General features: G+C 59.7%; 20 protein-coding genes. 3 read left to right on the top strand and 17 right to left on the bottom strand.

Annotation, left to right across the window (positions count from 1 at the left end; all coding sequences use genetic code 11):
* Positions 1-51 precede the first annotated feature (51 nt).
* From IHQ71_RS08195 to dapA, 3 genes are all read right to left on the bottom strand, one after another.
* Entirely contained in the window at positions 52-1158 is a 1107-nt protein-coding gene (locus IHQ71_RS08195; protein ID WP_258161446.1) for a mandelate racemase/muconate lactonizing enzyme family protein, read from the bottom strand.
* An 89-nt stretch (positions 1159-1247) separates the two neighbouring features.
* On the bottom strand, positions 1248-1700 hold the full coding sequence (gene smpB / locus IHQ71_RS08190) for an SsrA-binding protein SmpB (protein WP_258162776.1): 453 nt from the start codon (positions 1698-1700) through the stop codon (positions 1248-1250).
* Between the two features lie 29 nt (positions 1701-1729).
* Positions 1730-2614, bottom strand: coding sequence for a 4-hydroxy-tetrahydrodipicolinate synthase (dapA, locus tag IHQ71_RS08185; RefSeq protein WP_258161445.1), 885 nt, complete (start codon positions 2612-2614; stop codon positions 1730-1732).
* A gap of 212 nt (positions 2615-2826) precedes the next feature.
* Here dapA and IHQ71_RS08180 point away from each other — a divergent pair, with 212 nt between their 5' ends.
* Together IHQ71_RS08180 and IHQ71_RS08175 are read left to right on the top strand one after the other, a co-directional pair.
* On the top strand, positions 2827-5001 hold the full coding sequence (locus IHQ71_RS08180; RefSeq protein ID WP_258161444.1) for a lytic transglycosylase domain-containing protein: 2175 nt from the start codon (positions 2827-2829) through the stop codon (positions 4999-5001).
* An 82-nt stretch (positions 5002-5083) separates the two neighbouring features.
* Positions 5084-5953, top strand: coding sequence for an alpha/beta fold hydrolase (locus tag IHQ71_RS08175; protein WP_258161443.1), 870 nt, complete (start codon positions 5084-5086; stop codon positions 5951-5953).
* A gap of 337 nt (positions 5954-6290) precedes the next feature.
* Here the strand turns inward: IHQ71_RS08175 and IHQ71_RS08170 are convergent, their stop codons facing one another.
* The 14 genes from IHQ71_RS08170 to IHQ71_RS08105 all read right to left on the bottom strand — a co-directional run bounded on the left by IHQ71_RS08170 (position 6291) and on the right by IHQ71_RS08105 (position 21256).
* Positions 6291-7385, bottom strand: a complete 1095-nt coding sequence (locus IHQ71_RS08170; RefSeq protein ID WP_258159421.1) for a porin — start codon at positions 7383-7385, stop codon at positions 6291-6293.
* A 546-nt stretch (positions 7386-7931) separates the two neighbouring features.
* Entirely contained in the window at positions 7932-8615 is a 684-nt protein-coding gene (locus IHQ71_RS08165) for a TetR family transcriptional regulator C-terminal domain-containing protein (RefSeq protein ID WP_258161442.1), read from the bottom strand.
* Between the two features lie 202 nt (positions 8616-8817).
* Positions 8818-9042 carry a hypothetical protein gene (locus IHQ71_RS08160; protein ID WP_258161441.1) on the bottom strand — a complete coding sequence of 75 codons (225 nt, stop codon included), beginning with the start codon at positions 9040-9042 and terminating at the stop codon, positions 8818-8820.
* 121 nt (positions 9043-9163) lie between these two features.
* Positions 9164-10138, bottom strand: coding sequence for a nitronate monooxygenase family protein (locus IHQ71_RS08155; RefSeq protein WP_258161440.1), 975 nt, complete (start codon positions 10136-10138; stop codon positions 9164-9166).
* Positions 10139-10246: 108 nt separating this feature from the next.
* Entirely contained in the window at positions 10247-11428 is a 1182-nt protein-coding gene (bktB, locus tag IHQ71_RS08150) for a beta-ketothiolase BktB (RefSeq protein ID WP_258161439.1), read from the bottom strand.
* 82 nt (positions 11429-11510) lie between these two features.
* A complete protein-coding gene (locus IHQ71_RS08145) occupies positions 11511-13652 on the bottom strand; it encodes an acetate--CoA ligase family protein (RefSeq protein ID WP_258161438.1) in 2142 nt (713 codons plus the stop codon).
* 99 nt (positions 13653-13751) lie between these two features.
* The gene (locus IHQ71_RS08140; RefSeq protein ID WP_258161437.1) at positions 13752-14414 is read right to left on the bottom strand and encodes a TetR family transcriptional regulator C-terminal domain-containing protein; all 663 of its coding nucleotides are present in this window, start codon (positions 14412-14414) and stop codon (positions 13752-13754) included.
* 30 nt (positions 14415-14444) lie between these two features.
* A complete protein-coding gene (locus IHQ71_RS08135) occupies positions 14445-15602 on the bottom strand; it encodes an acyl-CoA dehydrogenase family protein (protein ID WP_258161436.1) in 1158 nt (385 codons plus the stop codon).
* Positions 15603-15612: 10 nt separating this feature from the next.
* On the bottom strand, positions 15613-16398 hold the full coding sequence (locus IHQ71_RS08130; RefSeq protein WP_258161435.1) for an enoyl-CoA hydratase/isomerase family protein: 786 nt from the start codon (positions 16396-16398) through the stop codon (positions 15613-15615).
* A gap of 64 nt (positions 16399-16462) precedes the next feature.
* Positions 16463-17284: an enoyl-CoA hydratase-related protein gene (locus IHQ71_RS08125; protein WP_258161434.1), complete on the bottom strand. Its 822-nt coding sequence runs from the start codon at positions 17282-17284 to the stop codon at positions 16463-16465.
* Position 17285: 1 nt separating this feature from the next.
* The gene (locus tag IHQ71_RS08120; protein ID WP_258161433.1) at positions 17286-18083 is read right to left on the bottom strand and encodes an ABC transporter permease; all 798 of its coding nucleotides are present in this window, start codon (positions 18081-18083) and stop codon (positions 17286-17288) included.
* 12 nt (positions 18084-18095) lie between these two features.
* On the bottom strand, positions 18096-19016 hold the full coding sequence (locus tag IHQ71_RS08115; RefSeq protein ID WP_258161432.1) for an ABC transporter permease: 921 nt from the start codon (positions 19014-19016) through the stop codon (positions 18096-18098).
* Between the two features lie 2 nt (positions 19017-19018).
* On the bottom strand, positions 19019-20116 hold the full coding sequence (locus IHQ71_RS08110; RefSeq protein WP_258161430.1) for an ABC transporter ATP-binding protein: 1098 nt from the start codon (positions 20114-20116) through the stop codon (positions 19019-19021).
* Between the two features lie 108 nt (positions 20117-20224).
* Complete coding sequence (locus IHQ71_RS08105) at positions 20225-21256, bottom strand: ABC transporter substrate-binding protein (RefSeq protein WP_258161429.1); 1032 nt, start codon at positions 21254-21256, stop codon at positions 20225-20227.
* Between the two features lie 327 nt (positions 21257-21583).
* Here IHQ71_RS08105 and IHQ71_RS08100 point away from each other — a divergent pair, with 327 nt between their 5' ends.
* Entirely contained in the window at positions 21584-23134 is a 1551-nt protein-coding gene (locus IHQ71_RS08100; RefSeq protein ID WP_258161428.1) for an acetolactate synthase large subunit, read from the top strand.
* Positions 23135-23141: the final 7 nt, after the last annotated feature.

Below are 23141 nucleotides of genomic sequence, written 5' to 3'. Positions count from 1 at the left end.
CCCTGGAGGCGCTCTTTTTATTCTAAATTTATACTTTATACTTGATGTATACTAATTCCTGATGTCCAGGAACGGCGTTCCAATCAACGCCGGATCGACGTCGATACCCAGGCCGATACCATCCGGAATCCCCATCCTTGAACCACCTATGACGGGCGGTGCATTGCGGGCGGTCTTCACCGTCACCCATTCATGGAAGGCGATGGCGTGCAGGCGCTTTTCCTCCGGCGTCGAGAGCGAAAGATGCGCCATTGCGGCCGTGTCGATTTCGGCGCCACCGGTATCCTCAACCGTCACCATAAGGCCGAGATCGACGGCGAGATCGCGCAGCTGGCGGGTGCGGGTCACGCCCCCGAGGCGGGAAATTTTCAGCGTCACGCCATCGGCCGCGCCCTTGCGGTGGATTTCCAGCAGATCCTCGAGCGACTGGACGCTCTCATCGAGCACCATCGGCTTGTCGAAAGAGCGGCGAACCGAGAGATTGTCGTCGATGGTGACACAGGGCTGCTCGAAGACGAAATCGATATCGCGGGTCTGGTCAGCGAAACGGCGCGCCTGGAACGGGGTCCAGCCGGCATTGGCGTCGCAGAAGAGCACCGTGCCGCGCGGCACGGCACTTGAGACCGCCCTCACCCGGTCGATATCGCCGTTGACGTCGCCGCCCACCTTGACCTGTAGGCGACGATATCCATCGGCAACGTAGCGCACGGCATTCTCAGCCATCTTCTCAGGTTCGCCATGCGTGACGACCTTGTAGAGCTCCACAGTCTCGCCTTCGCGGCCGCCCAGCATGGTGACGAGCGGAACGCCGGCAGCACGGGCTGCCAGGTCGTTGCAGGCCATGTCGATCGCCGACTTGATATAGGGATGGCCCTTGAACACGGTGTCCATGAGACGGCCGATCTGGGTCAGCGCGCGCGGGTCCTGGCCGAGCAGGTGCGGCACAATCTCCTTGACGCCAGCCTCGGCCCCGGCAGCGAATGCAGCGGAATAGAAGGTGCCGAGTGGCGCCATCTCGCCCCAGCCGGTGATGCCATCGGCGGTGATCGCCACGATGATGGAATCAAAGGCATCCGCCACGCGGCCCTTGGACATGCGGTACGGACCGTCGATAAACGGCTGCAACATGCGAAAGGCTTGAATTCGTTCGATCTTCATGCCGCGTCCCCTCTTCAGGAATTTATTATGTAATTACATAATAAGAGGATCGACGCCGAGCGCAATGCGTGTTCAGGGGAATATTTGCGTTAGCCGCGATCGCGCAGCAGCCGGCCCTTTTCGCGATTCCAGTCGCGCTCTTTTTCGGTGTCGCGCTTGTCGTGCAGCTTCTTGCCCTTGGCGATGGCCAGTTCGAGCTTGGCTCGGCCCTGATCGTTGAAATAGATCTTCAGCGGGATGAGCGTCATGCCCTCGCGATTGATGCCGGTCCGCAGCCGGCCGATCTCCTTGGCGGAGAGCAGCAGCTTGCGTGGACGGCGTGGCGCGTGGTTGAAACGGTTGGCCTGCAGATATTCCGGAACATAGGAGTTGATCAGCCAGATCTCGCCGTGCTCGTCGCTGGCGTAGGACTCGGCGATATTGGCCTTGCCTTCGCGCAGCGATTTGACCTCGGTGCCCGTCAGCATCAGGCCCGCTTCATAAGTATCAATGATTTCATAGTTGTAGCGGGCCTTGCGGTTCTCCGCTACAATCTTGCTGATCGTGGTCGATCGGCCTTTGTGGGTCGTTTTCAGTTTAGCAGTCCTGCATGTTTGAGCGCCGCATCGATCGCGGCTTCGACCGGCGCCTCGAGATCCCTGGTCAGGGGCGAGCGCACCGTGCGGCTCATCCGGCCGAGGCGGTTGAGTGCATATTTAGAACCGATCACGCCAGGTTCAAGGAAGATCGCCTTGTGCAGCGGCATAAGACGGTCCTGATATTCAAGCGCCTTGGCATAATTGCCGGCGAGCGTGGCCGCCTGGAACTCGGCACAGAGGCGCGGCGCGACATTTGCCGTCACCGAAATACAGCCTGTGCCGCCATGCGCGTTGAAGCCCAGCGCACTGGCATCCTCGCCCGACAACTGCACGAAATCCTTGCCGCAGGTGATGCGCTGCTCGGAGACGCGCTCGATCTTGCCCGTGGCGTCCTTGACGCCGATGATGTTCTTATAGGCATGCGCCAGCTTGCCCATGGTCTCCGGCGACATGTCGATGACCGAACGCGGCGGGATATTGTAAATGATGATCGGCAGGCTGACAGCCTCGGCAATCGCCGAGAAATGCGCGATCAGGCCCTTCTGTGTCGGCCTGTTATAATAAGGCGTGACCACGAGGATGGCGTCGGCGCCGGCCTTTTCCGCATGGCGCGCCAGTTCGATCGCCTCGACAGTATTGTTCGAGCCGGCACCGGCGATCACCGGCACGCGCTTTTTCGCCGCCGCGATGCAGGTTTCGACAACGCGTTTATGTTCGTCATGGGATAGCGTCGGGGATTCGCCCGTCGTGCCCACAGGCACAAGGCCGGAACTTCCCTCCGATATCTGCCACTCCACATGGGCGGCAAAAGCCTCGTGATCGACGCTGCCGTCATCGTTGAAAGGGGTCAACAGAGCGGGAATGGAACCCTTGAACATAAATTACTCCTGATCGAACGGCGTGTACCGCCCATGCTTTAGCCGCAATCCTGATTTACGGAAACGCGACATTATAGAGGACCGGCATCAGCGGCAAGCGCGTTTCTTAGCCGTCTTCAAGGTCCGAGAAAAGACAAAAACGGCAATTTTTACCGGTCTTTAAGCATAGCGGGACAAAGTCATCGGGTATTCCGGTAACCGGAGCGGGCGTGATGAAACAAGGTATCATTGCTTTTCTGGTCGTGCTCGCCGGATGCTTCAGCGCGTTCGCAATTCTCGGGCTTGGAAGCGCGCCACCGGAAGACGCAGCCCCTCTCAAGACAGTCACCGTCAAGCTGAACGTCGAGAAGGCGCCTGAGACGGTTGTGAAGCTTGCCGAGACTTCTGACTTGGCCATTAAGACGAGCGACAAGGTCGATCGCGTAGCGTCCGTCGAAACCGCATCGATCGAAACCGACGTCAGCGTTTCCGACACCGCGCCCGTTGTCGCGGACCTGCCGAAGCCGGTTCCCAGCACCAAATTCCTTGAGGGAATGACCGAACTCGCCAAGCGCCACAGTCTCGAAGCAATCGCCTATCGCGACCAGCTCGAGCGGGACTCCGCGGAATGGAAGACGCTGAGCTGGGCGATCGCGATATCCGGCCAGCGCGCCGTCCCATCCAAGATGATCGCCGAGACCCAAGCGCTCCTCAAGGATTGGCCCGGCCAAAAGGAGATGCAGGCGAACTTCGAGGAAGCGCTGTTTCAGGAAAATCCCTCCCCCAACCTGATTGTCACTGCCTTCGACAAAAAAAGCCCTTCGACATCCGATGGCACCATGATCCTGGCTCGCGCTGCGCTCGCCACCGGCGACAAGACGAGAGCGGCCTCCGTCATCCGCGCATTGTGGTCGGGCGAGAAGCTGGACGAGGCGGAGGAAGACAGGTTTATCAAGGAGTTCGGCGAGCTTCTTACGGCTGCGGATCACAAGCGCCGCATGGATTTCCTGCTCTACAAGGAGCGCTATCAGCAGGCCGAGCGCTTCTCGGAATTCGGCGAGGCGCAATCGCTGTTCGACGCTTTCTCAGCGGTAGGCCGCAAGACCAAGGATGCTGACAAGAAGATCGACGCCGTCGACGCCAAATGGCACGACGATCCGAGCTATCTCTACATCAAGATCAAGCGGCACAGGCAGCTCCAGGAATATGACACCGCCGCCAAACTGCTGGAAAAAACGCCGAAGGACGCGACTTTGCTCGCTGATCCCGGTGCCTGGTGGGTCGAGGCGCGGATCGTGACCCGTGGGCTGATCGACGCGGGCAATGTGAAGGCGGCCTACCGCCTCGCCTCGGCCCACGTGGCTATTGAGCCCGACGATCTGGCGGAAGCCGAGTTTCACGCCGGCTGGTATGCATTTCGAGGCCTGAAGGACCGAGCGAAGGCCGAGGCGCATTTCAACAAACTTCTTGCTGCCAGCCCCAAGGCTCACGACCAGGCGCGCGGGTTCTACTGGCTGGGTCGAACATTCGAAAAATCGAACCGCGAGAAATCCAAGGACTATTTCGAGCGGGCGACAGAATATCCCGCGACCTTCTATGGCCAGCTCTCGGCGGCCCGGATGAAGGTCGCGATCAAGCCCGGCCACCGCTATGCTGTAACGGATGCCGACCGGCTGGCCTTCGCGTCGCGGCCAGAGATTATCGGCCTCTCGCTGATCGAGCAGTCGGGGGAAGCCGCCCGGGCACGACGGCTGTATCTCGCACTCGCCGCGACGCTCGAAAATCCGGTCGACATCCAGCAGCTTGCCAGCAAGGCACTTGAAACGCACGGTTCGACACTGGCGCTGGCGATTGGCAAGACAGCACTCAAGCAGGGCCATGATCCGGGGCTCGCCGCCTTCCCGCTCGGTGCGATCCCAGAGACGGCTGATATCTCCGGTGCCGGCAAGGCGCTCGCCTATGCGATCGCCCGGCAGGAGAGCGCCTTCAATCCGCAGGCTGTCTCGCCCGCCAACGCACGCGGGCTGCTGCAATTGCTGCCCTCGACCGCAAAACGTGTCGCGAAGCAATACCAGATGGCCTATGCGGACGAGAAGCTGACCGAGGATCCGGCCTTCAACGCGACGCTTGGCTCGCACTATCTCGGCGAGCAGATCAGCAAATTCGATGGCTCGCTGATCATGACCTTCGCCGCCTATAATGCGGGGCCGAGCCGGGTAACGCAGTGGATCAGGCGTTACGGCGACCCGCGCGGCAAGGATATCGACGTCGCGGTCGATTGGGTGGAGAGCATTCCCTTCACCGAAACGCGCGACTATGTGCAGCGGGTGATGGAGAATTACCAGGTCTACAAGCTGCTGCTGAGCGAGACACCTGATATTGCCGCCGACATGACGGCTGGCCGATAGGGTCCCGCAATTCTCATACCGGCACTTGACCGGGAAGCCGTTCTTGCCTTTGCTGCGCATCCGACCAGCGAACGGACAGAACATGCAGCAAGATGGCTTTACGCCCCTTCACTTCACCAGCGACGATGGGCTGGCACTTTACGGCCGTGACTATGGAAGCGGGAATTCCGGGCGACGGCCGATCGTCTGCCTGGCGGGGCTCTCCCGCAACAGCCGGGATTTTCACCAGCTGGCGACATGGCTTGCAGACCAGGGGCGGCGCGTGATCACCCTCGACTATCGCGGCCGCGGCCTTTCCGCCCGGGATCCGAACCCCGCCAACTACAATATCGGCCGCGAGGCCCAGGACGTGGTCGCCGCATTGCGGACGCTCGGCATCAGCCGTGCGATCTTCATCGGCACGTCGCGTGGCGGCTTGATCCTGCATATTCTGCCTGCTTTCGTGCCCGATATGATCGCGGCATGCATTCTCAACGACGTCGGGCCGGTCATCGAGGTCGCCGGGTTGCGGGTGATCCGCGAATATCTGTCGGCGCGGCTGGAGCCAAAGGACTTTACCGAGGCAGCCCGCGCGCTCAAGGCAACGCACGGCGTGGACTTTCCCGCGCTTGGCGACAATGACTGGAACGACATGGCGGATGCGATCTTCCGGGAGACGGGCGGGCGCATTGTTTCGGATTATGATCCGGCGCTGGTCGAACCGTTGAAGACCATGGACATGGATCAGCACCTGCCCGATCTCTGGCCGCAATATGAAGCACTCGCTTCAATTCCCGTGATGATCGTGCGGGGCGAAAACTCGAAGCTGTTTTCGGCGGATGTGGCCGGTGAGATGGTCGCACGACACGGGCCGCAAATCGAATTGATCATGGCCAGAGGTCAAGGGCATGCGCCGATCCTGCACATTCCTGATGTGCTTGGACCGGTCTCCAATTTTATCGCGTCCCATTAGAGCCCTTCAGGGTTAAATGGAAGCATTCTGCCGGAGCAGGTTTTCGTCAGGACCAAGGCGATGATCGAGGTCGTACCCGTAGGTACGGCCGAGGTCATCGCCACAGGGTCATGGCGGAAAGATGCCCGGCCCTTCGGGTTGGCTGAAGCGGGCCGCCTCTTTGACCGGCCAGCTTGGCCGTATGCTTTGGCTACGACGCGCGCGGGCCGGTCAAACATGCGATTCCGCTTGAGCCAACAGAATGTTTCCATTTAACCCTGAAGGGCTCTAAAGCTGACATTCCAACGCAAAAAGGCCCGGGAGACCCGGGCCTTTCGCATCCGAGAGTGAACTCAGATTAGAAATTGCGCTGGAAGCGCAGCATGCCAGCCTTGGAGTCGTCGCCCTTGTCAGGGTTGAAGTAGATGCCTTCAACCAGGACCGAGAAGCCCGTAGCGACTTCCCAGTTGACATCGCCAACCAGGCGCCAGTCGCCGTTGTCGAACCACTGGATGTCCTTCGCGACGGTCACGGTGTCGGTGACCTTGGCAGACAGGCCGATCAAGGCGCTGAAGCCGTCATAAGCGAAGTAGATGTTCTCGTCGCTGTTCGAATACAGGCCCATCGCGGTGAAGCCGAACATGCCGATGTCGCCACGAACAACCTTCTTGACCGCGAAGGATTCGTCGGACTCGTCATAACCGATCGCTGCGGCAGCCTGGTAGTCGCCGAAGGTGCCGGACACACCAGCCGAGATATCGGGCAGGTACTGGCGGCCACGCTTGCCGGCGAGGCCGTCGCCGTCATGATCTTCCGGCTTGTAGAATTCGTCAGCGTCGTTGTCGAGCGAGACGAAGGCCTTGAAGTTGCCGAAGTCAGCCGTGTAGCTCACATACTGGCGCGAGTCAGGATAGTTCCAGTCAGAGGTGTAGACGCCGCCGTCATCGGTACGGCCGCCGTAGCCCATGAACTTCGCCCACTGGCTGTCGTAGTTGCCGAATTCGAGGCCACCGATGCCGAAGTAGTAGTAGGCACGGAGGTAGCTGTTATTGCCTTCGCCGTAGATGTTCTCGCCGTTGTTCACCGAGTCAGCCTGGATCTGGATCCAGCTGTAGACAGTGCCCCACTCGGAGTCATTGCGAGCGTCGATACGCAGACGAGCGCGGGTGTGGTTGTCGTAGGCATCATCCGTCGATCTGCCGGTGAGAAGACCAGCGCGGTCATACTTTTCAACACCGTTGGTGCCGAAGCGCTTTTCGTAACGCAGCTGGCCGCCGATCTTGAGGCAGGTTTCGGTGCCCGGGATGTAGAAGAAGCCCGTGCCGTAAGCGTCGCAGACGCGTACATATTCCATGGGTTCCGGCTCGGCAGCGACGACAGCGTCGGCAGCCTGTGCGCCGGAGACCACTGCCAGGGCAGCGGCGGAGCCGAGAAGAAGGCTCTTAATGTTCATTTCTGACCTCCAGTCAAAAGTTTAAATCGGACCGGGTTTTAGCCGCCTGCGTGGCATCCCCTGCCCAGTCCCAGAATTCGGAAACTGGTTACCCCTTGTTCCCAAGGCCCGAACCTAAATAAGTTTCGCCGCGGCGCAACCTCGAAATGACCATGATCGCCGTGGTCCATGGCTGATGAGATCAGGATGTGGCTGATTTGCAACAAAACAGCACGAGGGCCGGCCATGAACTTCCGGTGCCCATCGCTTGCGGTCGTTAAGTCTTAACAAATATTAAGGAAATCACTATTTGAGATTTATCGGCCTAGAGTCCGGGACTAGCCGTTCCTATTGCTCAGGGACGCCGATCGGCGTGAATTTCGGCACAAGCAATCTTCATACGGCCGTATATCAACACGGCACCCGGATCGGATTAATGCGATGAGATCGATGCGTAGGAGAATCGCCTGCCGCTGGCTGCCGAAATAAGTGGACGGATGCCCGCTTTATAAATTTCAGCAGTGTTCAGATTGCCGCTACGTTCCCGCGCCAACCAGCAAAGCCATGTCAGCCTTGCCCATCCAAGCCGCCGCCGGTTGACTTCCGACCCGTCACTTTGCTCGTCGCCTTCTTTCGCGAAGGTGCCGGCTTTCGCGCAGGTGCCGGCTTGGTTTGCTTCTCCCCGAGCAACTCAAGTATCCAATCCCGTGCGATTTCCTCAGCTTCTTCAAGAGAATAAGCCTCCTTGTCGAGGAGCCAGCCCACCCACAAACCGTCGGCAAGCTGAACATAGGTTATCGCTGCCTTTCGCGCATCGATCTCAAGGTTCCGCTGCGCCGCCGCCTCGGCGATCATCCGCTCGATCCATGAGCGATACTTTCGCCAAAGCGTATGCGTGAGGTCGAGCATTCCGGCATTCCACGGCGCCACACCGAGACATGCCCATGTGACCAGCGTGTCTTCCTGGTTCAATCTCATGCGGCGGAAGTTCTGGGCGATTGCAGCAAGCAGCCGCTGGAGTGGATCAGGACCCGCCTCGCGCACGGCCTGACGCGCCTCCGCATCCGCCTGCGCAACAAGGTACCGATATGCCTCGATCAGCAATTCATCCTTGCTCTTGAAGTAATAGCCAATCAGTCCGCGTGAAAACCCTGCCGCCTCGCAGATGGTATTGATCGTCGAGTCGTTATATCCGATGGATGCAATCGACCGAATCGTACCCTGGATCAGGTCATCTCGACGCTCCAGCATAATTCTCGATTTTCTTGATGTAGCCCGCATCTGATACCAGCCCCTTGAATTCGTTTGACGACTTCGACAAATATACCCTCGATGTCGTTTAGCCTAGATTTGGTCAAAATGGCTATCCACGCGATTTTGCCCAGGCGCCAATCATGAACCCGCTGCTGACAGCGCTGTCGAAACAATGAGCACCGGCGTTATGCCGATGCGGTCAACCGCTCTTCCCGAAAACATTTCCACCGATCAGGAAGCTCAACATCACGACCGTATAGTAGGACGCTTCGGTTCGCGTCAGATGGAAATCCGCCTCAAAAGTTGGCATGAGGACCACGGTCCACATGCCCGCACTGCTGAGAACCGATATTGCGAGGGTAATGGCGAGCCGCATCCATGCATAGCTGCCGTCAGCCACGAGTGCTGTGTTTGTGGGCGTCACGAGCCGATTCCTTTTCACAGCTTTGCAATTCGGCCGCCGATCCATCCGCGGCATCAAGGGATCGCGCGCACGGCCACGATCTCGGCTGCGTCCCATGCAATGTAAGGCGCGAGATGCGGGTTTAGTCTTTGAAAGCGTTGAGACCATCGTCGATCGCCGCGCGGCAGTCGTGCACCATGCGCTCGATCAATTCCGCACAGCTGGGAATGTCATCGATCAATCCAATCGCCTGGCTAGCCCAGACCAGTCCGCTATCGACCTTTCCCTCTGTCAGCGCCTCGCGGCCGCGAGCTCCCGCGACGAGATGCCGGATATCTTCAAACTCGCAGCCACCGGGACGGCGCTCGGTGGCGACCACTTCCTCGGAGATCGCGTTCTTCAAAACGCGGCCCGTGTTGCGCAGAGTGCGGAAGATCAAGTTCGTGTCAGTCTCACCAGCACGGACAAGTGCCTGCTTGATGTCGTCGTGGATCGGCGCTTCCTTCGTGGCGCAGAAACGCGTGCCCATATTGATGCCCTCGGCGCCGAGCATCATGGCAGCAGCCATACCTCGGCCGGAACCGATCCCGCCGGACGCTATCAGCGGAACCTTGACGGCACGCGCTGCCGCGGCGAAGAGCACCAAGCCGCCAATGTCGTCCTCTCCGGGATGGCCCGCGGCTTCGAACCCGTCGATAGAGATCGCATCGACCCCTGCCCGCTCCGCCGAAAGCGCATGACGGACCGCCGTGCATTTGTGGACGATCTTGGCGCCAGTTGCCTTCGCCTTGGCAATGAACTCCTTGGGGCTTCGCCCGGCTGTCTCGATGATCCGCACACCCGATTCAAGCGCCGCATCGAGGTATTCCTCGTAAGGCGGCGGTGCGGTCGAGGGAAGAATTGTCAGGTTCACTCCGAACGGATGGTCCGTCAGGTCCCGACAGCGCTTGATCTCTTCTGCCAGGGCAGCAGGAGTTGGCTGGGTGAGTGCGGTAAGGATACCAAACCCTCCCGCATTGGAAACCGCCGAAGCCAACTCCGCGCGGCCAACCCATTGCATGCCGCCCTGTATGATGGGGTAACGGGTTCCCAAAAGCTCAGTGATGCGCGTTCTCATCTGTCCTCCTCGGGCTTCGAGCCTTTATAGAATTCGTAGGAAGAAACCGGCCAAGCGTCAACAAATTTTGTTGAACGTCCAGAAAAATTTTAAGGTTTTCCGATGTCGTCACGCGGCTTCCACGATCACGGCGATACCCTGGCCTCCGCCGATACACATGGTCGCAAGACCATAGCGACCGCCCGTGCGCCGGAGCTCATAGATCAACTTGATCAGGATGATCGCACCGGATGCGCCGATTGGATGTCCCAGCGCCACGGCGCCCCCGTTGGGGTTCGTCTTCTCGGTTGGAAAATCGAGTTCGCGTGCCACCGCGCAGGCTTGCGCAGCAAAGGCTTCGTTCGACTCGATAATGTCGAGGTCCGAAACAGTCAGTCCCGCTCGCTCCAGCGCCTGCTTCACAGCAGGAACCGGGCCGAGGCCCATCACGCCGGGCGCAACTCCGCCCAGACCGTAGGCGACGATGCTCGCCAGCGGCTTCACGCCACGGGCTGCCGCGGTATTCTCCTCCATCAAGACAAGAGCGGCGGCCGCATCGTTGAGACCGCTCGCGTTGCCGGCGGTCACCGTTCCGTCCTTGCGGAAGGCCGGCCGCAACTTGGCGAGATCCTCGAGCGTAACATTGGCGCGGACATGCTCGTCCGTCTTGAACACAGTTTGCTGGCGCCCACTTGTTACGGCCAGAGGCAGGATTTGTTCTTCGAAGCGACCTTCAGCGACGGCACGGGCCGCGCGGCGATGAGACTCGAGTGCGAATTCATCCTGCGCCTTGCGATCAATGCTTCCGCGCTCAGCCAGGTTTTCCGCGGTCATCCCCATATGGCCATTGCCGAAAGGATCGGTCAGCGCGCCGACCATCATGTCGGTCGCCACCACATCGCCCATCTTCTGGCCGCTTCGCGCCTGTGTCAGGAGATGACCGGAACGGCTCATATTCTCCGCCCCGCCGGCGAGGACGATATCGGCATTTCCGAGGAGGATTGCCTCCGCTCCCGTGACGACGGCTTGCAGTCCCGACCCGCAAAGCCTGTTCAACGTCAGCGCCGGGGCTGTGTCGGGTACGCCTGCCCGGATCGCCGCGACGCGGGACAAATACATATCTTCCGGCGCGGTGTGGATAACGTTGCCGAAGACCGTCTGGCCGACATCCGCACCAGAAATCCCGGCGCGAACAATCGCCTCGCGGGCTACGCTCGCGGCGAGGTCGCAAGGCGAAATCCCTGCGAGCGTTCCTCCGAAATCACCGATAGCCGTCCGGACGCCCGAGGCGATGACAACTTTCCTGTTCATGATCTTATCCTTTCCGGGTTCCATCTCACCTGCCTTGCGACTGTCGAGTGGCCCTTGTTCATCCTTGTCGCGACCGCGGAAATCATGCCTCCACGATGAGCGCATCCACTGCAACCGCGCCGTTTTCGTAGACCATGAGCGGATTGACATCGAGTTCGGAGAGTGTCCCGACGGCCGTCTCCGCATAGCCCGCGATCGCCATGATCGCATCGATGACCGGCTCGAGATTTGCGCGCGGCTTGCCGCGGAAGCCATCCAGCAGCGGGAAGGTCTTGAGGCCTCGCAACGCCGCCTCGACGTCACCGCGCGATACCGGCAGCAGTAGTGGGCGCGCGTCCTTCAACAGTTCGACAAATATGCCGCCGGCGCCTACGACCAGGACCATGCCGAACAGCGGGTCGCGCTTGACGCCAACGATGAGCTCGGCAAGCGGCGGCGCCTGCATCGGCTCCATCAGGAATTTCTCGAGCACGACACCCGGGGCATGACGACGGACGCTTTTGGCCATGCGATCCGCCGCAGCCCTGATTTCCGCCCGGCTGCGCAGATTGAGGGCAACGCCCCCCACCTCAGTCTTGTGTGCCAGTTCATCGTGCAGGACCTTCAATACAATCGGCGCGTCGAGCATTTCGGGTAGCGCATCGATTTCGGCGCGGGCCAGCACCCGCCCATCGGGAACAGGTAGGCCGTGCGCCGCCAGCCGGCGCTTGGATTCGTTTTCATTGATCGTGCGATTGCCGCCGACCAGCGGCGCCGCATGGAGCAGTGCCAGGCCCGCGAGACCATGACCGGAAGCGGCATCACGCCGAAGCCGCTCACAATGTTCGGCCCAAAGGGCGATAACCTTTGCGGCATCATGCAGGCCCTGCAGAGGCACAACGCCCTGGCCCAACATCCATTCGCGCACGCCCTCCGGGATGGATTCCGGATTCACAGAGCCCATGAAGACTGCCTTGCCGCTCGCCCTGCCCGCCGCGGCAAGCGCCCGGATCATTGCAAGGATCGGTTCGCTGCTATCTTCGGAAACCTTGGGTGACGGATGATCCATGACCATGAGCCCGCTGTCGTAGCCGCCCTCGAGCATCGTCGTGAACATCGGCGTCAACAGTTCTTCATTTCCCCAATAGCCAGCCGTGAAGTCCAGAGGATTGGACACGTGGCCGAAATCTGGCAGCAGTGGCTTGATCACATCTATCTGGGCCTTGGTCGGCTGCGGCAGTTCCAGCCCCGCGAAGGAGCAATAGTCCGCCGCGAGGCCATTGTCCCCACCCGAACTCGAGAAGACGGCGATCCGCTTGCCGGCAAGCGACGGGGCGACCGACGCGATCTTGAGCATCTCGAGAAACTGCGGCACCGTGTCCGTGGCAATCACGCCCAGGCGAGCGAACAGTGCGTCGTAATACTCGTTCTGGCCAGCCAGCGAACTCGTGTGACTGGCCGCCATTGCCGCACCCAGTTCCGAGCGACCCGAGCGGCAAACGATGACGGGCATACCCTTGGCGCGGGCGCGGAGGCACGCCTGCGAGAAGCCCTCGATGTCGCGGATACCCTCCATGAAAAGGCCGATGCTGCTGACATTCGGATCGTCGACGAGATAGTCGATGTAATCTTCAAATCCCAGGATTGCCTGGTTTCCAGCGCTGATCAGATAGCTGAACGGCACAGATCGCTGGTTCGATGTCAGGTGAATGCAAACATTGCCGCTTTGGCCGATGACGGCAGCGCCGCGCTTGGTCGACAATGGCTGATAACCCGACGGCCACATGCTGCCATGGGTCACATAGTTCACCAGACCGTAACAGTTCGGTCCGACCACCGCCATTTCACCCGAAGCTTCGATGAGAAGGCGGTTGCGTTCGGCGCCTGCTTCACCAATTTCCGAGAAACCCGAGGCGTAGCAAATGACGCCGCCGGCTCCCATCCGGTTCAGTTCTCCCACGGCCTTGACAGTGATATCAGCGTTGACACCCAGATACGTCGCATCGGGTGCGACCGGCAGATCCGCAAGGTTGCGGTAGCATTTATAGCCCGCGATTTCGCTACGACCCGGGTTGACGACGTAGACTTCACCCTCAAATTTATGACGGGAGATATTGCGAAGCGTGCCCTCAACCTGCCGACCGCCCACGAAGGCGATGTGGCGCGGCGCAAGCAGGCGATGAAAGCTCTCCCGCCGGGCATCGGAAAGCCGCGAGGCAAGAATGGTACGTTCAGATGTAGACATAGTGGCTTTGCCCTATAAAAAATAGCGATCATCCGATTGCCGCCGGATAGCCCCCGGCGAACCCTGCCCGGCGCCGGGCGCCATGGCAAAAATCATGCTTCAGAGTGTGTTGTAGGACTGCAGGGCAGCCAGATCGAAAGGCGGATCCAACGAGTGTTTCAGCGGGTCTTCCTTGAAGACTTCGCACAGCCAATCCCGCAGAATCATGCGGCAGGTCCTGTCATCGTAAGCCTCTTCCAGGATCAGCCCCAACCAAAGTCCGTCTATCAGCTGGGTGTACATCAGTGCCGTGTTTCGAATGTTGAGGTTGAGATTTCGCTCCTGGACAACAATGGTGATCCTGCGCTCTATCGAGCTTCTATAGTTGCCCCACAGCCTGCGGTGCACCTCGGAAACCTCCGGCTTGAGACGCGCCGCGCTCCAGAAATGCAACCAAACCTCACGGTAGGGTTGCTCTCTCAGGAACGGCACCATTGAGGAGGCCAGAAGCTTGTCGAAATGGCTGTCCCCGCCCCAGGAACTGACGACGTGCCGGTGGAACTTCTCCAGGAGTTCGGTCAGATAGCGAAAGGCGAACAGAAGCAAATCATCCTTGCTCTTGAAATAGTGGCTTATCAATCCTCGGGACAGGCCGGACTCTTCGCTGATCGTGTTGATCGTGGAATTGATGTAGCCGTGCTTGCGGATAGACTCCAACGTGGCGATCGTGAACTCCCGCCGACGCGTCTCAAGTGTCAGGATTTTCTTTTCTGCTCGCTTCATTCCTCGCCCCTTGCTGTCCCGACCGGCGGTTCAGCTGCTGTAGGCCCTCAAGATATCTTTCGCGATCACGTCGCGATGGATCTCGGAGGTACCTTCCCAAATTCTCTCGATTCGCGCATCACGCCAGAACCGCTGGATGGGGAAGTCTTCCATCATCCCCATGCCGCCAAAAATCTGAACGGCATTGTCGGCCACGCGATATACCATCTCCGAGCAATACAAGTTGACCATTGACGACTGCGAGCGATCCATCAGGCCCTCGTCGATTTTCCACGCAGCTTCCTTGACCATGAGATCGCCAACCCGGATATCAAGCGCCATGTCCGCGATCTTGAAGCTCGTTCCCTGGAATTCGCCGATGGTCTTGCCGAAAGCCCGGCGGTTGGCCGCCCAATCGCAGGACATTTCGAAGATCCGCTCCGCGCGACCGACGCAATGGGCCGACAGTCCGACGCGGCCGGCATACAGCCAGTCATTGGCCATGGTGAAGCCTTCGCCCTCCTTGCCCAGTATCTTGCTGTCCGACACCCGGACATTCTCAAGATAGATCATGTTGGGGTTGTAGCCGCGCGTGCAGATCGACTTCATCGGCTCGATGCGAATGCCCGGAAGATCGTGGTCGAGCAGGAAGGCCGTGAACCGCTTGCGAGGTCCTTTCGGTGTTTCATCGACACCAGTCACTGCGATGAGAATAATGAAATCCGCATCGTCGGCATGCGAGATGAACTGCTTCACGCCGTTGATGACCCAATCACCGCCTTCGCGCACAGCCTTGGTGACGATGCCGCGCGCATCCGAGCCTGCGCCGGGTTCTGTCAGCGCGAAGCAATCGGTTTTTTCTCCACGAATTGAAGGCCATAGATAGTCTTCGATCTGATCGCCTTCGCATTTCAGGAGAATTCTGGTCGGGCGCTTAATGAGAAGCGATAGCGCCGAGGATGGCTTGCCGAGGATGCGCTCCGCTTGCGCTAGCGTTTGGTGGTCGAGGCCCGGTCCACCCCACTCTTCAGGCATATTGAGAGCAGTAAAGCCCGCCTCCGTCGCCTTGCGGCGAATGTCCTTGGCGATTTCGTCTGGAACCTTGCGGAGTTCCTCGACGATGTTCTCGTGCGGATACATCTCCTTCTCGACAAATTCGGTGAGCGAGTCGACGAGTGCCTGCTGTTCAAAACTAAGACTGAAATCCATTTTATTCTCCTTAGGCGCCGATGAAATTCGGGACGCGGCGCTCATTGGCGGCCGCGAGACCTTCGGCGTGATCTTTCGTTGCGCCGCAGATCTTGCCTGCGGCCACTTCCTCGAGTTGTTGTTCGGACAGAGAGCGCGTGAACGATGAATTCATGAGCTTTTTCGCGAGGCCTATGGCGATGGTTGGGCCTGCGGCGAGCGTTTGCGCAAAGGCGAGCGTGTCGGAGAACAGGTCGGCCTGTGGGCTCACATGCGAGACGAGGCGGTTCTCGAGCGCGGTCTGGGCAGTCCATAGCTCGCCGGTGAAGGCGAACCGCTTCGCCGCCTCGAGCCCCATCACGCGCGGCATCAGCCACGTGCCGCCGCAATCGGGTGAAAAGCCCACATTGGTATAGGAGCAGATGAACTTCGAGCGGTCCGACGCATATCGGAAGTCACATGACAGAGCCATGTCGAGCCCGGCGCCCACGGCCGCGCCATCGATCATTGCGATCGTCGGCTTCATCAAGCCGTGAACCTCCTGGATCAGCTTGAGCGACTCCTCGACCCAGTTCATGTCCGGCCACGGATTGTCTTCCTTCTTGAGGGCCCATTCCTTGATGTCGGCACCGGCTGAGAAAGCGCCGCCACGGCCCGTGAGGATCAGCGCGCGCAGGCTGGCGTCCTCGCCCGCCTCTCTCACGGCACGACGAAGTTCGATCGTGATGCCCATGCCGAGCGCGTTGCGGGCCTCGGGGCGGTTCAGGGCGATGACGCCCACCGCGCCATGGCGCTCGATTTCCAAATATTTGTACATTTTAGTTGATCTCCTAACTGCACTCGCATTTCAGTTGATGTCTTTGAAATTGCTCAGCTCTTTGCTAGCAACCCTTCCATTTGGGAGGGCGCTTTTCAAGGAAGGCACGTTGGCCTTCGATCATGTCGTGGGAAGCCAGCATGCGGGCATAAATCGCGTATTCCGGGCCGCTGTCGGCGCGGATCTCCATGGATTGTCGTTCCGGCATGCCATCGATGTTCCGCATGACTTCCTTGAAGGCCTGCTGGGCCAAAGGCGCGTCGGAGGCCATCCTGCGCGCAATGCTCCAGGCGAGTGCACTCAGTTCGGCTGGCGGAACAACACGGTAAACAAGGCCCCATGTTTTCGCTTCCGCGGCGCTCATCGCCTCGCCGGTCCAGATCATCGCGGTGGCCACGTGATATGGGATCCGGCGCGGCAAGCGTTGGAGGCCACCGCCATCCGGCAATAGCCCGCGCTGGAGCTCGGGAAGCTGAAAGTAGGCATCCTCCGCCATCACGATAAGATCGCAGGCCAGCGCCAGCTCCATGCCGCCGCCGATTGCCGGGGCATTCACCACAGCGATCAGGGGCTTTTTCAGATCCCACAGCCTGGTGATGCCGCCAAAACCACCTCTTGTCGAAGACTCGTCGACCTCTTGTCCGCTCGGAGACGCGGTCTCATTGAAGTCGAGTCCCGCCGAGAACGCCCGGGGGATTCCGCTTGTCAGCATGCCGACCTGAAGCTCATCATTGTTCTGCAGGAACAATGCCGAGCGTTCTACCGCGCGGCTCAGCCGATGGCAGATGGCGTTCACCTTCGGCTTCACCATCCGGATTTCGAGGACGCGGCCCTCTTGCTGGAGTTCGACAAGACCGGCATTCTCGACATTGAGTTGCTCGATCATCTCAGACATCCCGCTTGCGGTTGGCGAGTATTTGCATGACGAAGGGAGGGACGGTCGCGATTATCAGCATCAATGTGGACACGGCCGCAATCGTCGGATCGACATCGTCGCGCAGTGTTGAAAACATGACCTTTGTCAGCGTCGAGACTTCGCCGGCCGAGATGAAGATCGAGACCACGACCTCGTCAAAGGAGACGATAAACGCCAGGAGAGCGGCGGAAATCACCGAAAACTTCAACTGCGGCAGGGTCACCGTGAGAAAGGCCGTCAAGCGGCTGGCCCCAAGGCTGCGCGCCACCATCTCCTGGCTCAGGTCATAGGTTTTGAAGCCTGCGGTCACAGTGATGAGGACGAACGGGATCGCGACCAGCGTGTGGGCGATAATCAAGCCGATCGTGGTGTTCAACAGCCCCGCCGAGGCATAGACGAAGAACATGCCGATCGCGAGCAGGATCGAGGGGATAGCCAACGGGGCGACCAAGGTGCTGTAGATCGTTCCGCGCAAAGAGAAATTGCCGACATGCAGGCCGTAGGCGGCCATTGTGCCAAGCGTGGTCGCCACGATCATCGTCCCGAACGCGGTGCGCAGAGAGACCAGCGACGACATCAGCCACTTGTCCTGGCTGAAGAAATTCTCGTACCAGCGAAGCGACCAGCCGGGCGGAGGGAATGCGAGCGAATTGGCCGAGCTGAACGACATCGGAATAACGATGATCGTCGGGACAATCAGGAAGAGCAGGATCAGCGCGGTGAAAACGTACAGCCACAGACGTCGTTTGTGCGAAACATAGGATTCCATCACATCACCCCCTCAATGGCTGTTGGTAAGCCGGCGCACGATGAGCCAGCTGAGGAGCAGGAAGCCGCCGGTCAGGACGAGCAGGACGACCGCCAGCGCCGATGCCGGCCCCCAGGTCGGATAAAGCGAGACGGATTGTTCGATCCGCTGCGCGATCATCTGGACTTTCCCGCCACCCAGCAGCGCGGGCGTGATGTAAAATCCGAGGCACATCACGAACACCATCATCGAGCCGGCGATAAGCCCGGGCATGGAGAGTGGCAGGAACACGCGGAGGAATGCGTGGCTGGGTGAGGAGCCAAGATTGGCGGCGGCGCGCATCAGGTTGCCGTCGATCGCCTTCATCGAGGCATAGAGCGGCATGATCAGGAACGGCAGCATGATGTGCACCATGCCGATCACGGTGCCGGTCATGTTGTGCACCAGGGCCAACGGCCGATCGATCAGGCCAAGCGCGTCGAGGGTGTTGTTGATGAGCCCCTTGCGCTGCAGCAGAACCAGCCACGCATAGGTGCGCACGAGCAGTGACGTCCAGAATGGCACGAGCACGGCCAGGATCATCAATTGCGCCCATTTGTCGGGCATGATCGTGAGCACATAGGCCACCGGATAGCCCAGCAGCAGGCAGAGAGCGGTTACGATCATCGCGACCTTGAAGGTTGTGATGAAGATCGACACATAGGCGCCATCAGTCACGATGCGGGTGAAGTTTTCCGTGCTGAACCCGCCGCTCGCGCCGACGAAGGAAAGGGAGAACAGCCAGCCGATCGGCGCCACCATGAGGATGATGACAATCGCCAGTGCAGGCAATGACAGGCGGAATAGCTGCGCATTCTCGCGCCGACGATCGCGATCCAGGTTCCGGGCATTCTCGGCAAGCTGGCCTTCGCTTGCTACGGCGCCAATCGAATCTAATGTGGAGTTGAGCGCCATGTTCAGTCCTCCGCGCGCACTATGCGCGTGTCGAGCTGGCTGAGGACGAGATCGATGCGGTCGCCCGCACTGGGCCTGTTCTGCAGTTCATCCGCGCGGTTGACCTGTCGCACATGCACCAGGCCGCCATGATCGAGCTTCACCTCGATCAGCAAGCTCTCGCCTTGAAAAACGACGTTTTCGACCATGCCGCTGAAGACATTGGTCCGCTCGTCGCGCGCAACCTGTCCGCTGCGGGCGATGCGAAGACGTTCCGGCCGGAGCATCAGCATCGGGTTCGGCCGCGTCGCGTCGCTCGGATCGGCAAGCCGGATCAACTCGCCGCCATAGGTCAGGCCCCCGGAGACTTGCGCGACTGGAACAAAGCTGGATTCGCCAATGAAATCCGCAATGAAGCGGCTTGCAGGCTTTTCGTAGAGATCAGCGGGCGTCGCGACCTGAGCAAGCTTGCCACGAGAGAAGACGGCGACCCTGTCAGACATGGTCAGCGCCTCGCGCTGGTCGTGGGTTACCGAAATCGTCGTCATGCCAAGCCTGTTGTGCAGCCGGCGGATTTCGATCTGCATGGTTTCGCGCAACTGCTTGTCCAGCGCCGAAAGCGGCTCGTCCATCAGCAGAATGCGTGGCTCGAAGACGATCGCGCGGGCAAGCGCGATGCGCTGGCGCTGGCCGCCGGACAGCTCATTGACGCGGCGATCCTGATAATTCGAAAGCTGCACGAGATCGAGGGTCTTGCGGACACGGTCCGCGCATTCGGCCTTCCCCACACCTCGCAGCCTGAGCGGATAGGCAATGTTTTCGCCCACGCTCATATGCGGAAAGAGCGCGTAGTTCTGGAACACCATGCCTATGTTGCGCTTATGCGGCGGCAGGTGAATGACCTCCTGCTCACCGAGGCGCACGGAACCGCGGGTCGGGCGGGCAAAGCCGGCGAGCATCATCAGCAAGGTCGTCTTGCCCGAACCCGAGGGCCCAAGGAGCGTCAGGAACTCTCCAGCCGCGATGTCGAACGACACATCGTCAACCGCGCAAAAAGCGCCGAAATATTTTGTCAGTGAAGTTATATAGACCGGCAATGCCGTCGGCGCTGAAGTTGACATCCACGCATTCCGCAATTTCTAGGATTTGGAGCAGCAAGGCGCGACGAACGCGCAGCGCCTTCCGTTGTTCGATGGACGTGCCCGGCAAAGCCGGGCACGCGCCTGGGCTTACTGCTTGTATTGATCCCAGCGATCTTGAAGCTTGGCGGCATTCTCCGCCCAGTAGCTCGCATTGGTTACAAGCTGCTTCTTGATGTTTTCCGTGCTGGTGACAATTTTCGCCGCCTTCTCGGGGGTGATCTTGCCGCTCTTGAACGCATCCTGATTCATCGGGCCGTAAGGTATGAAATCAGGAAGGTTCGCCTGGTAATCCGGGTCGAGCAAGTGATTGACCAGTCGCATCGCGCCTTCGCGATTGGGCGAGCCCTTGGGAACAACAAGGCACTCGATATCCATGACAGCGTCATCGATCGTATAGGCGTAAGGCGCGCCTTCCTTGATCGCCGCCTCGATGCGAGCCGCCCAGATGCTCAGCATGTCGACTTCCTCGCTGGTCGCGAGCTGCGTGGCCTGGGCGCCCGAATCCCAGAACACGGCGATATCCGGCTTGAGTTGCTCGAGCTTTGCAAAACTGCGGTCTACGTCGATCGGATAGACCTTGTCCTTCGCCACTCCGTCGGCCATCAGCGCGATCTCGAGATTGGTCTGGCCGCTATATCCCGAAAGGGCGCGCGACCCAGGGAACTTCTCCGTGTTGAAGAAGTCGGCCCAGTTCCTCGGTGGGTTATCTTTGTAGACATCCTTGTTGTAGGCAAGAACGGTCGAATATGCGGTGAAGCCGATCCAGTACTCGTTCTGCAGATGCTTGGGAATTCCGGCAGCATTCGGGATCTTGCTATAGTCGAGCTTTTCGAGCAGTCCTTCATCCGCCGCCTGCTGGCAATAACCGCCATAGAGCTCGGCCACGTCGATGACATTGGCGCCACCCTTTACCTTGGTGCGGATGTCGCTGATGCCGCTCTGCAATGTGTATTCGGTCACCTTCATGTCGTGGTCTTTGGGCAGATGATCGAGGATCGCCTTGCGAACGCCCTCCTGGTAGGCTCCTCCATAAGATGCGTAGCTCACCGTCTCCGCGGCGACCGCTGGCATGGCAACAAGAACGCACGCCCCAAGGGCGCACGAAGCAAGAATTTTCATGAGATTTCCTCCTCAGGGCCACTCCACGAGCCCTGACCATCGCTAACATAATTTTTCCGGACGTCCAACTTTTTTTTGGATTTCTGCGTCAGCACACCTGATGGAAGAAACCTGACATGTAAATCTGTATTTTATATCAGCTACATAGCTATCAAATTTGAAAGTGTGGAAAAACGCCGTCCATTAAGCGAAGTCACAAAGACGCCTATAAATTTGCTGGACGTATAACTTTTATTTGATACGGTGCTTGGGAAAGACCACGCAAATGCCGGTTCGGAAAATCATTTTCGAACGTTCCCAAGTTATCCAATTTATCAAGGAATCGTCATGAACGGTGCTGAAAGTCTGGTTCGCAGTTTGCTGGCAAATGGCGTCGACACGTGCTTTGCAAATCCCGGCACCAGCGAAATGCATTTCGTGGCTGCTCTCGATCGCGTGCCAGGTGTTCGCTGCATTCTTGGCTTGCAGGAAAATGTCGTGACCGGCATGGCCGACGGATATTACCGGATTCGCAGAGCGCCGGCCGCCACCCTTCTCCATTGCGGACCCGGCCTTTCCAACGGCTTGGCCAATCTGCACAACGCGCGCCGCGCCGAGAGCGGGATCGTCAACATCGTGGGGGACCATGCGACGGCGCATCGTCCATATGATTCACCCCTGACGGCCGATGTCCCGGCACTGGCGGGAACGGTTTCGGCTTTTGTCTGCACGCCACGCAGCGCCACCACTTTGGCGTCGGACGCCGGACGCGCCTCAGCTGCCGCAAAACAGCATCCCGGCCAGATCGCCACCCTCATCCTGCCGGCCGACATTTCCTGGTCGGATGGCGGAGTGGAAGTCGCTCCGGGCGTGCCGGACCCAGCCCCGGTCATCGATCCGCATGCAGTGGACACCGCGCGCAAACTACTCGCCGGTAGCGGCCGCAAACTCATTCTTCTGGGCAACAGCACCGCAACCAAAGAGGCAGCTGCGCTTGCTTTCGCAATCGCCGACCACACCGGCGCCGAAGTCATGGGGAGTTCGCTCATCGCCGCCCATCCCGCGGGCCGCGGAACACGCCCGTTCCCGCGCGTCCCATACTATGTAGATCACGCGATCGAAGTGCTCGCGAAGTACGACACCGTACTGCTGGTCAATTGTCCGCCGCCCGTAGGCTTCTTCGGCTATCCTGGCAAGCCGTCCGAACTTTGTCGCCCGGATGCCCTCCTCCACACATTGACCCGCTCCGACCAGGATGGAACCGCGGCCCTCATGCTCCTCGCGGAAATGCTGGGGCTTGATCAAGGATCGGTCGGTGCTGTTCCGACGCCGAAGCTTTCGCCTGTCGAGCTACCGCAGGGCGAACTTTCGCCGGAGAAGCTGGACCTTGCGCTGGCCGCCCTCCTTCCCGCGCATGCCATCATTGTCGATGAAAGCCTTACCTATAGCAACGGTTACCCGGTAACGAAGGCATCGGCCGAGCCCCACGATTGGCTGATCATCACCGGCGGCGCGATAGGCGGGGGCATGCCGGTGTCTACTGGCGCCGCAGTCGCCGGCGAAGGAAGGCGCGTCGTAAACCTGCAGGCCGACGGTTCCGCCGCCTACACCCTGCAATCTCTCTGGACTCAAGCGCGGGAAAATCTGCCTTGCACGACAGTCCTCCTGAACAACGGGCGCTACAACATTCTTCTCGGTGAATACAAAAATGTCGGTGCCGTACCGGGCCCAACTGCGATGAGCATGCTCGACCTCGGAAATCCGACCATACGATGGGCGGAAATGGCGCGTTCAATGGGCGTGGAAGCGGTGACCGCAACGAGTATGGAGGAGTATACCAAGGCGCTCGCGCATAGCTTTGCCTCGGCCGGGCCCTACTTCATCGAACTGCTGGTGTGATGCACGC

It is taken from the genome of Rhizobium sp. TH2 (genome assembly GCF_024707525.1).
Lineage (GTDB): Bacteria > Pseudomonadota > Alphaproteobacteria > Rhizobiales > Rhizobiaceae > Rhizobium_E.
This window is presented reverse-complemented; position numbering and strand designations above follow the sequence as displayed.

Coding starts and splice junctions, on each gene's coding strand:
- IHQ71_RS08195 (WP_258161446.1), bottom strand. CDS start 1,158: ATGAAGATCGAACGAATTCAAGCCTTTCGCATGTTGCAGCCGTTTATC.
- dapA (WP_258161445.1), bottom strand. CDS start 2,614: ATGTTCAAGGGTTCCATTCCCGCTCTGTTGACCCCTTTCAACGATGAC.
- IHQ71_RS08180 (WP_258161444.1), top strand. CDS start 2,827: ATGAAACAAGGTATCATTGCTTTTCTGGTCGTGCTCGCCGGATGCTTC.
- IHQ71_RS08175 (WP_258161443.1), top strand. CDS start 5,084: ATGCAGCAAGATGGCTTTACGCCCCTTCACTTCACCAGCGACGATGGG.
- IHQ71_RS08170 (WP_258159421.1), bottom strand. CDS start 7,385: ATGAACATTAAGAGCCTTCTTCTCGGCTCCGCCGCTGCCCTGGCAGTG.
- IHQ71_RS08165 (WP_258161442.1), bottom strand. CDS start 8,615: ATGCTGGAGCGTCGAGATGACCTGATCCAGGGTACGATTCGGTCGATT.
- IHQ71_RS08155 (WP_258161440.1), bottom strand. CDS start 10,138: ATGAGAACGCGCATCACTGAGCTTTTGGGAACCCGTTACCCCATCATA.
- bktB (WP_258161439.1), bottom strand. CDS start 11,428: ATGAACAGGAAAGTTGTCATCGCCTCGGGCGTCCGGACGGCTATCGGT.
- IHQ71_RS08145 (WP_258161438.1), bottom strand. CDS start 13,652: ATGTCTACATCTGAACGTACCATTCTTGCCTCGCGGCTTTCCGATGCC.
- IHQ71_RS08140 (WP_258161437.1), bottom strand. CDS start 14,414: ATGAAGCGAGCAGAAAAGAAAATCCTGACACTTGAGACGCGTCGGCGG.
- IHQ71_RS08135 (WP_258161436.1), bottom strand. CDS start 15,602: ATGGATTTCAGTCTTAGTTTTGAACAGCAGGCACTCGTCGACTCGCTC.
- IHQ71_RS08130 (WP_258161435.1), bottom strand. CDS start 16,398: ATGTACAAATATTTGGAAATCGAGCGCCATGGCGCGGTGGGCGTCATC.
- IHQ71_RS08125 (WP_258161434.1), bottom strand. CDS start 17,284: ATGATCGAGCAACTCAATGTCGAGAATGCCGGTCTTGTCGAACTCCAG.
- IHQ71_RS08120 (WP_258161433.1), bottom strand. CDS start 18,083: ATGGAATCCTATGTTTCGCACAAACGACGTCTGTGGCTGTACGTTTTC.
- IHQ71_RS08115 (WP_258161432.1), bottom strand. CDS start 19,016: ATGGCGCTCAACTCCACATTAGATTCGATTGGCGCCGTAGCAAGCGAA.
- IHQ71_RS08110 (WP_258161430.1), bottom strand. CDS start 20,116: ATGTCAACTTCAGCGCCGACGGCATTGCCGGTCTATATAACTTCACTG.
- IHQ71_RS08105 (WP_258161429.1), bottom strand. CDS start 21,256: ATGAAAATTCTTGCTTCGTGCGCCCTTGGGGCGTGCGTTCTTGTTGCC.
- IHQ71_RS08100 (WP_258161428.1), top strand. CDS start 21,584: ATGAACGGTGCTGAAAGTCTGGTTCGCAGTTTGCTGGCAAATGGCGTC.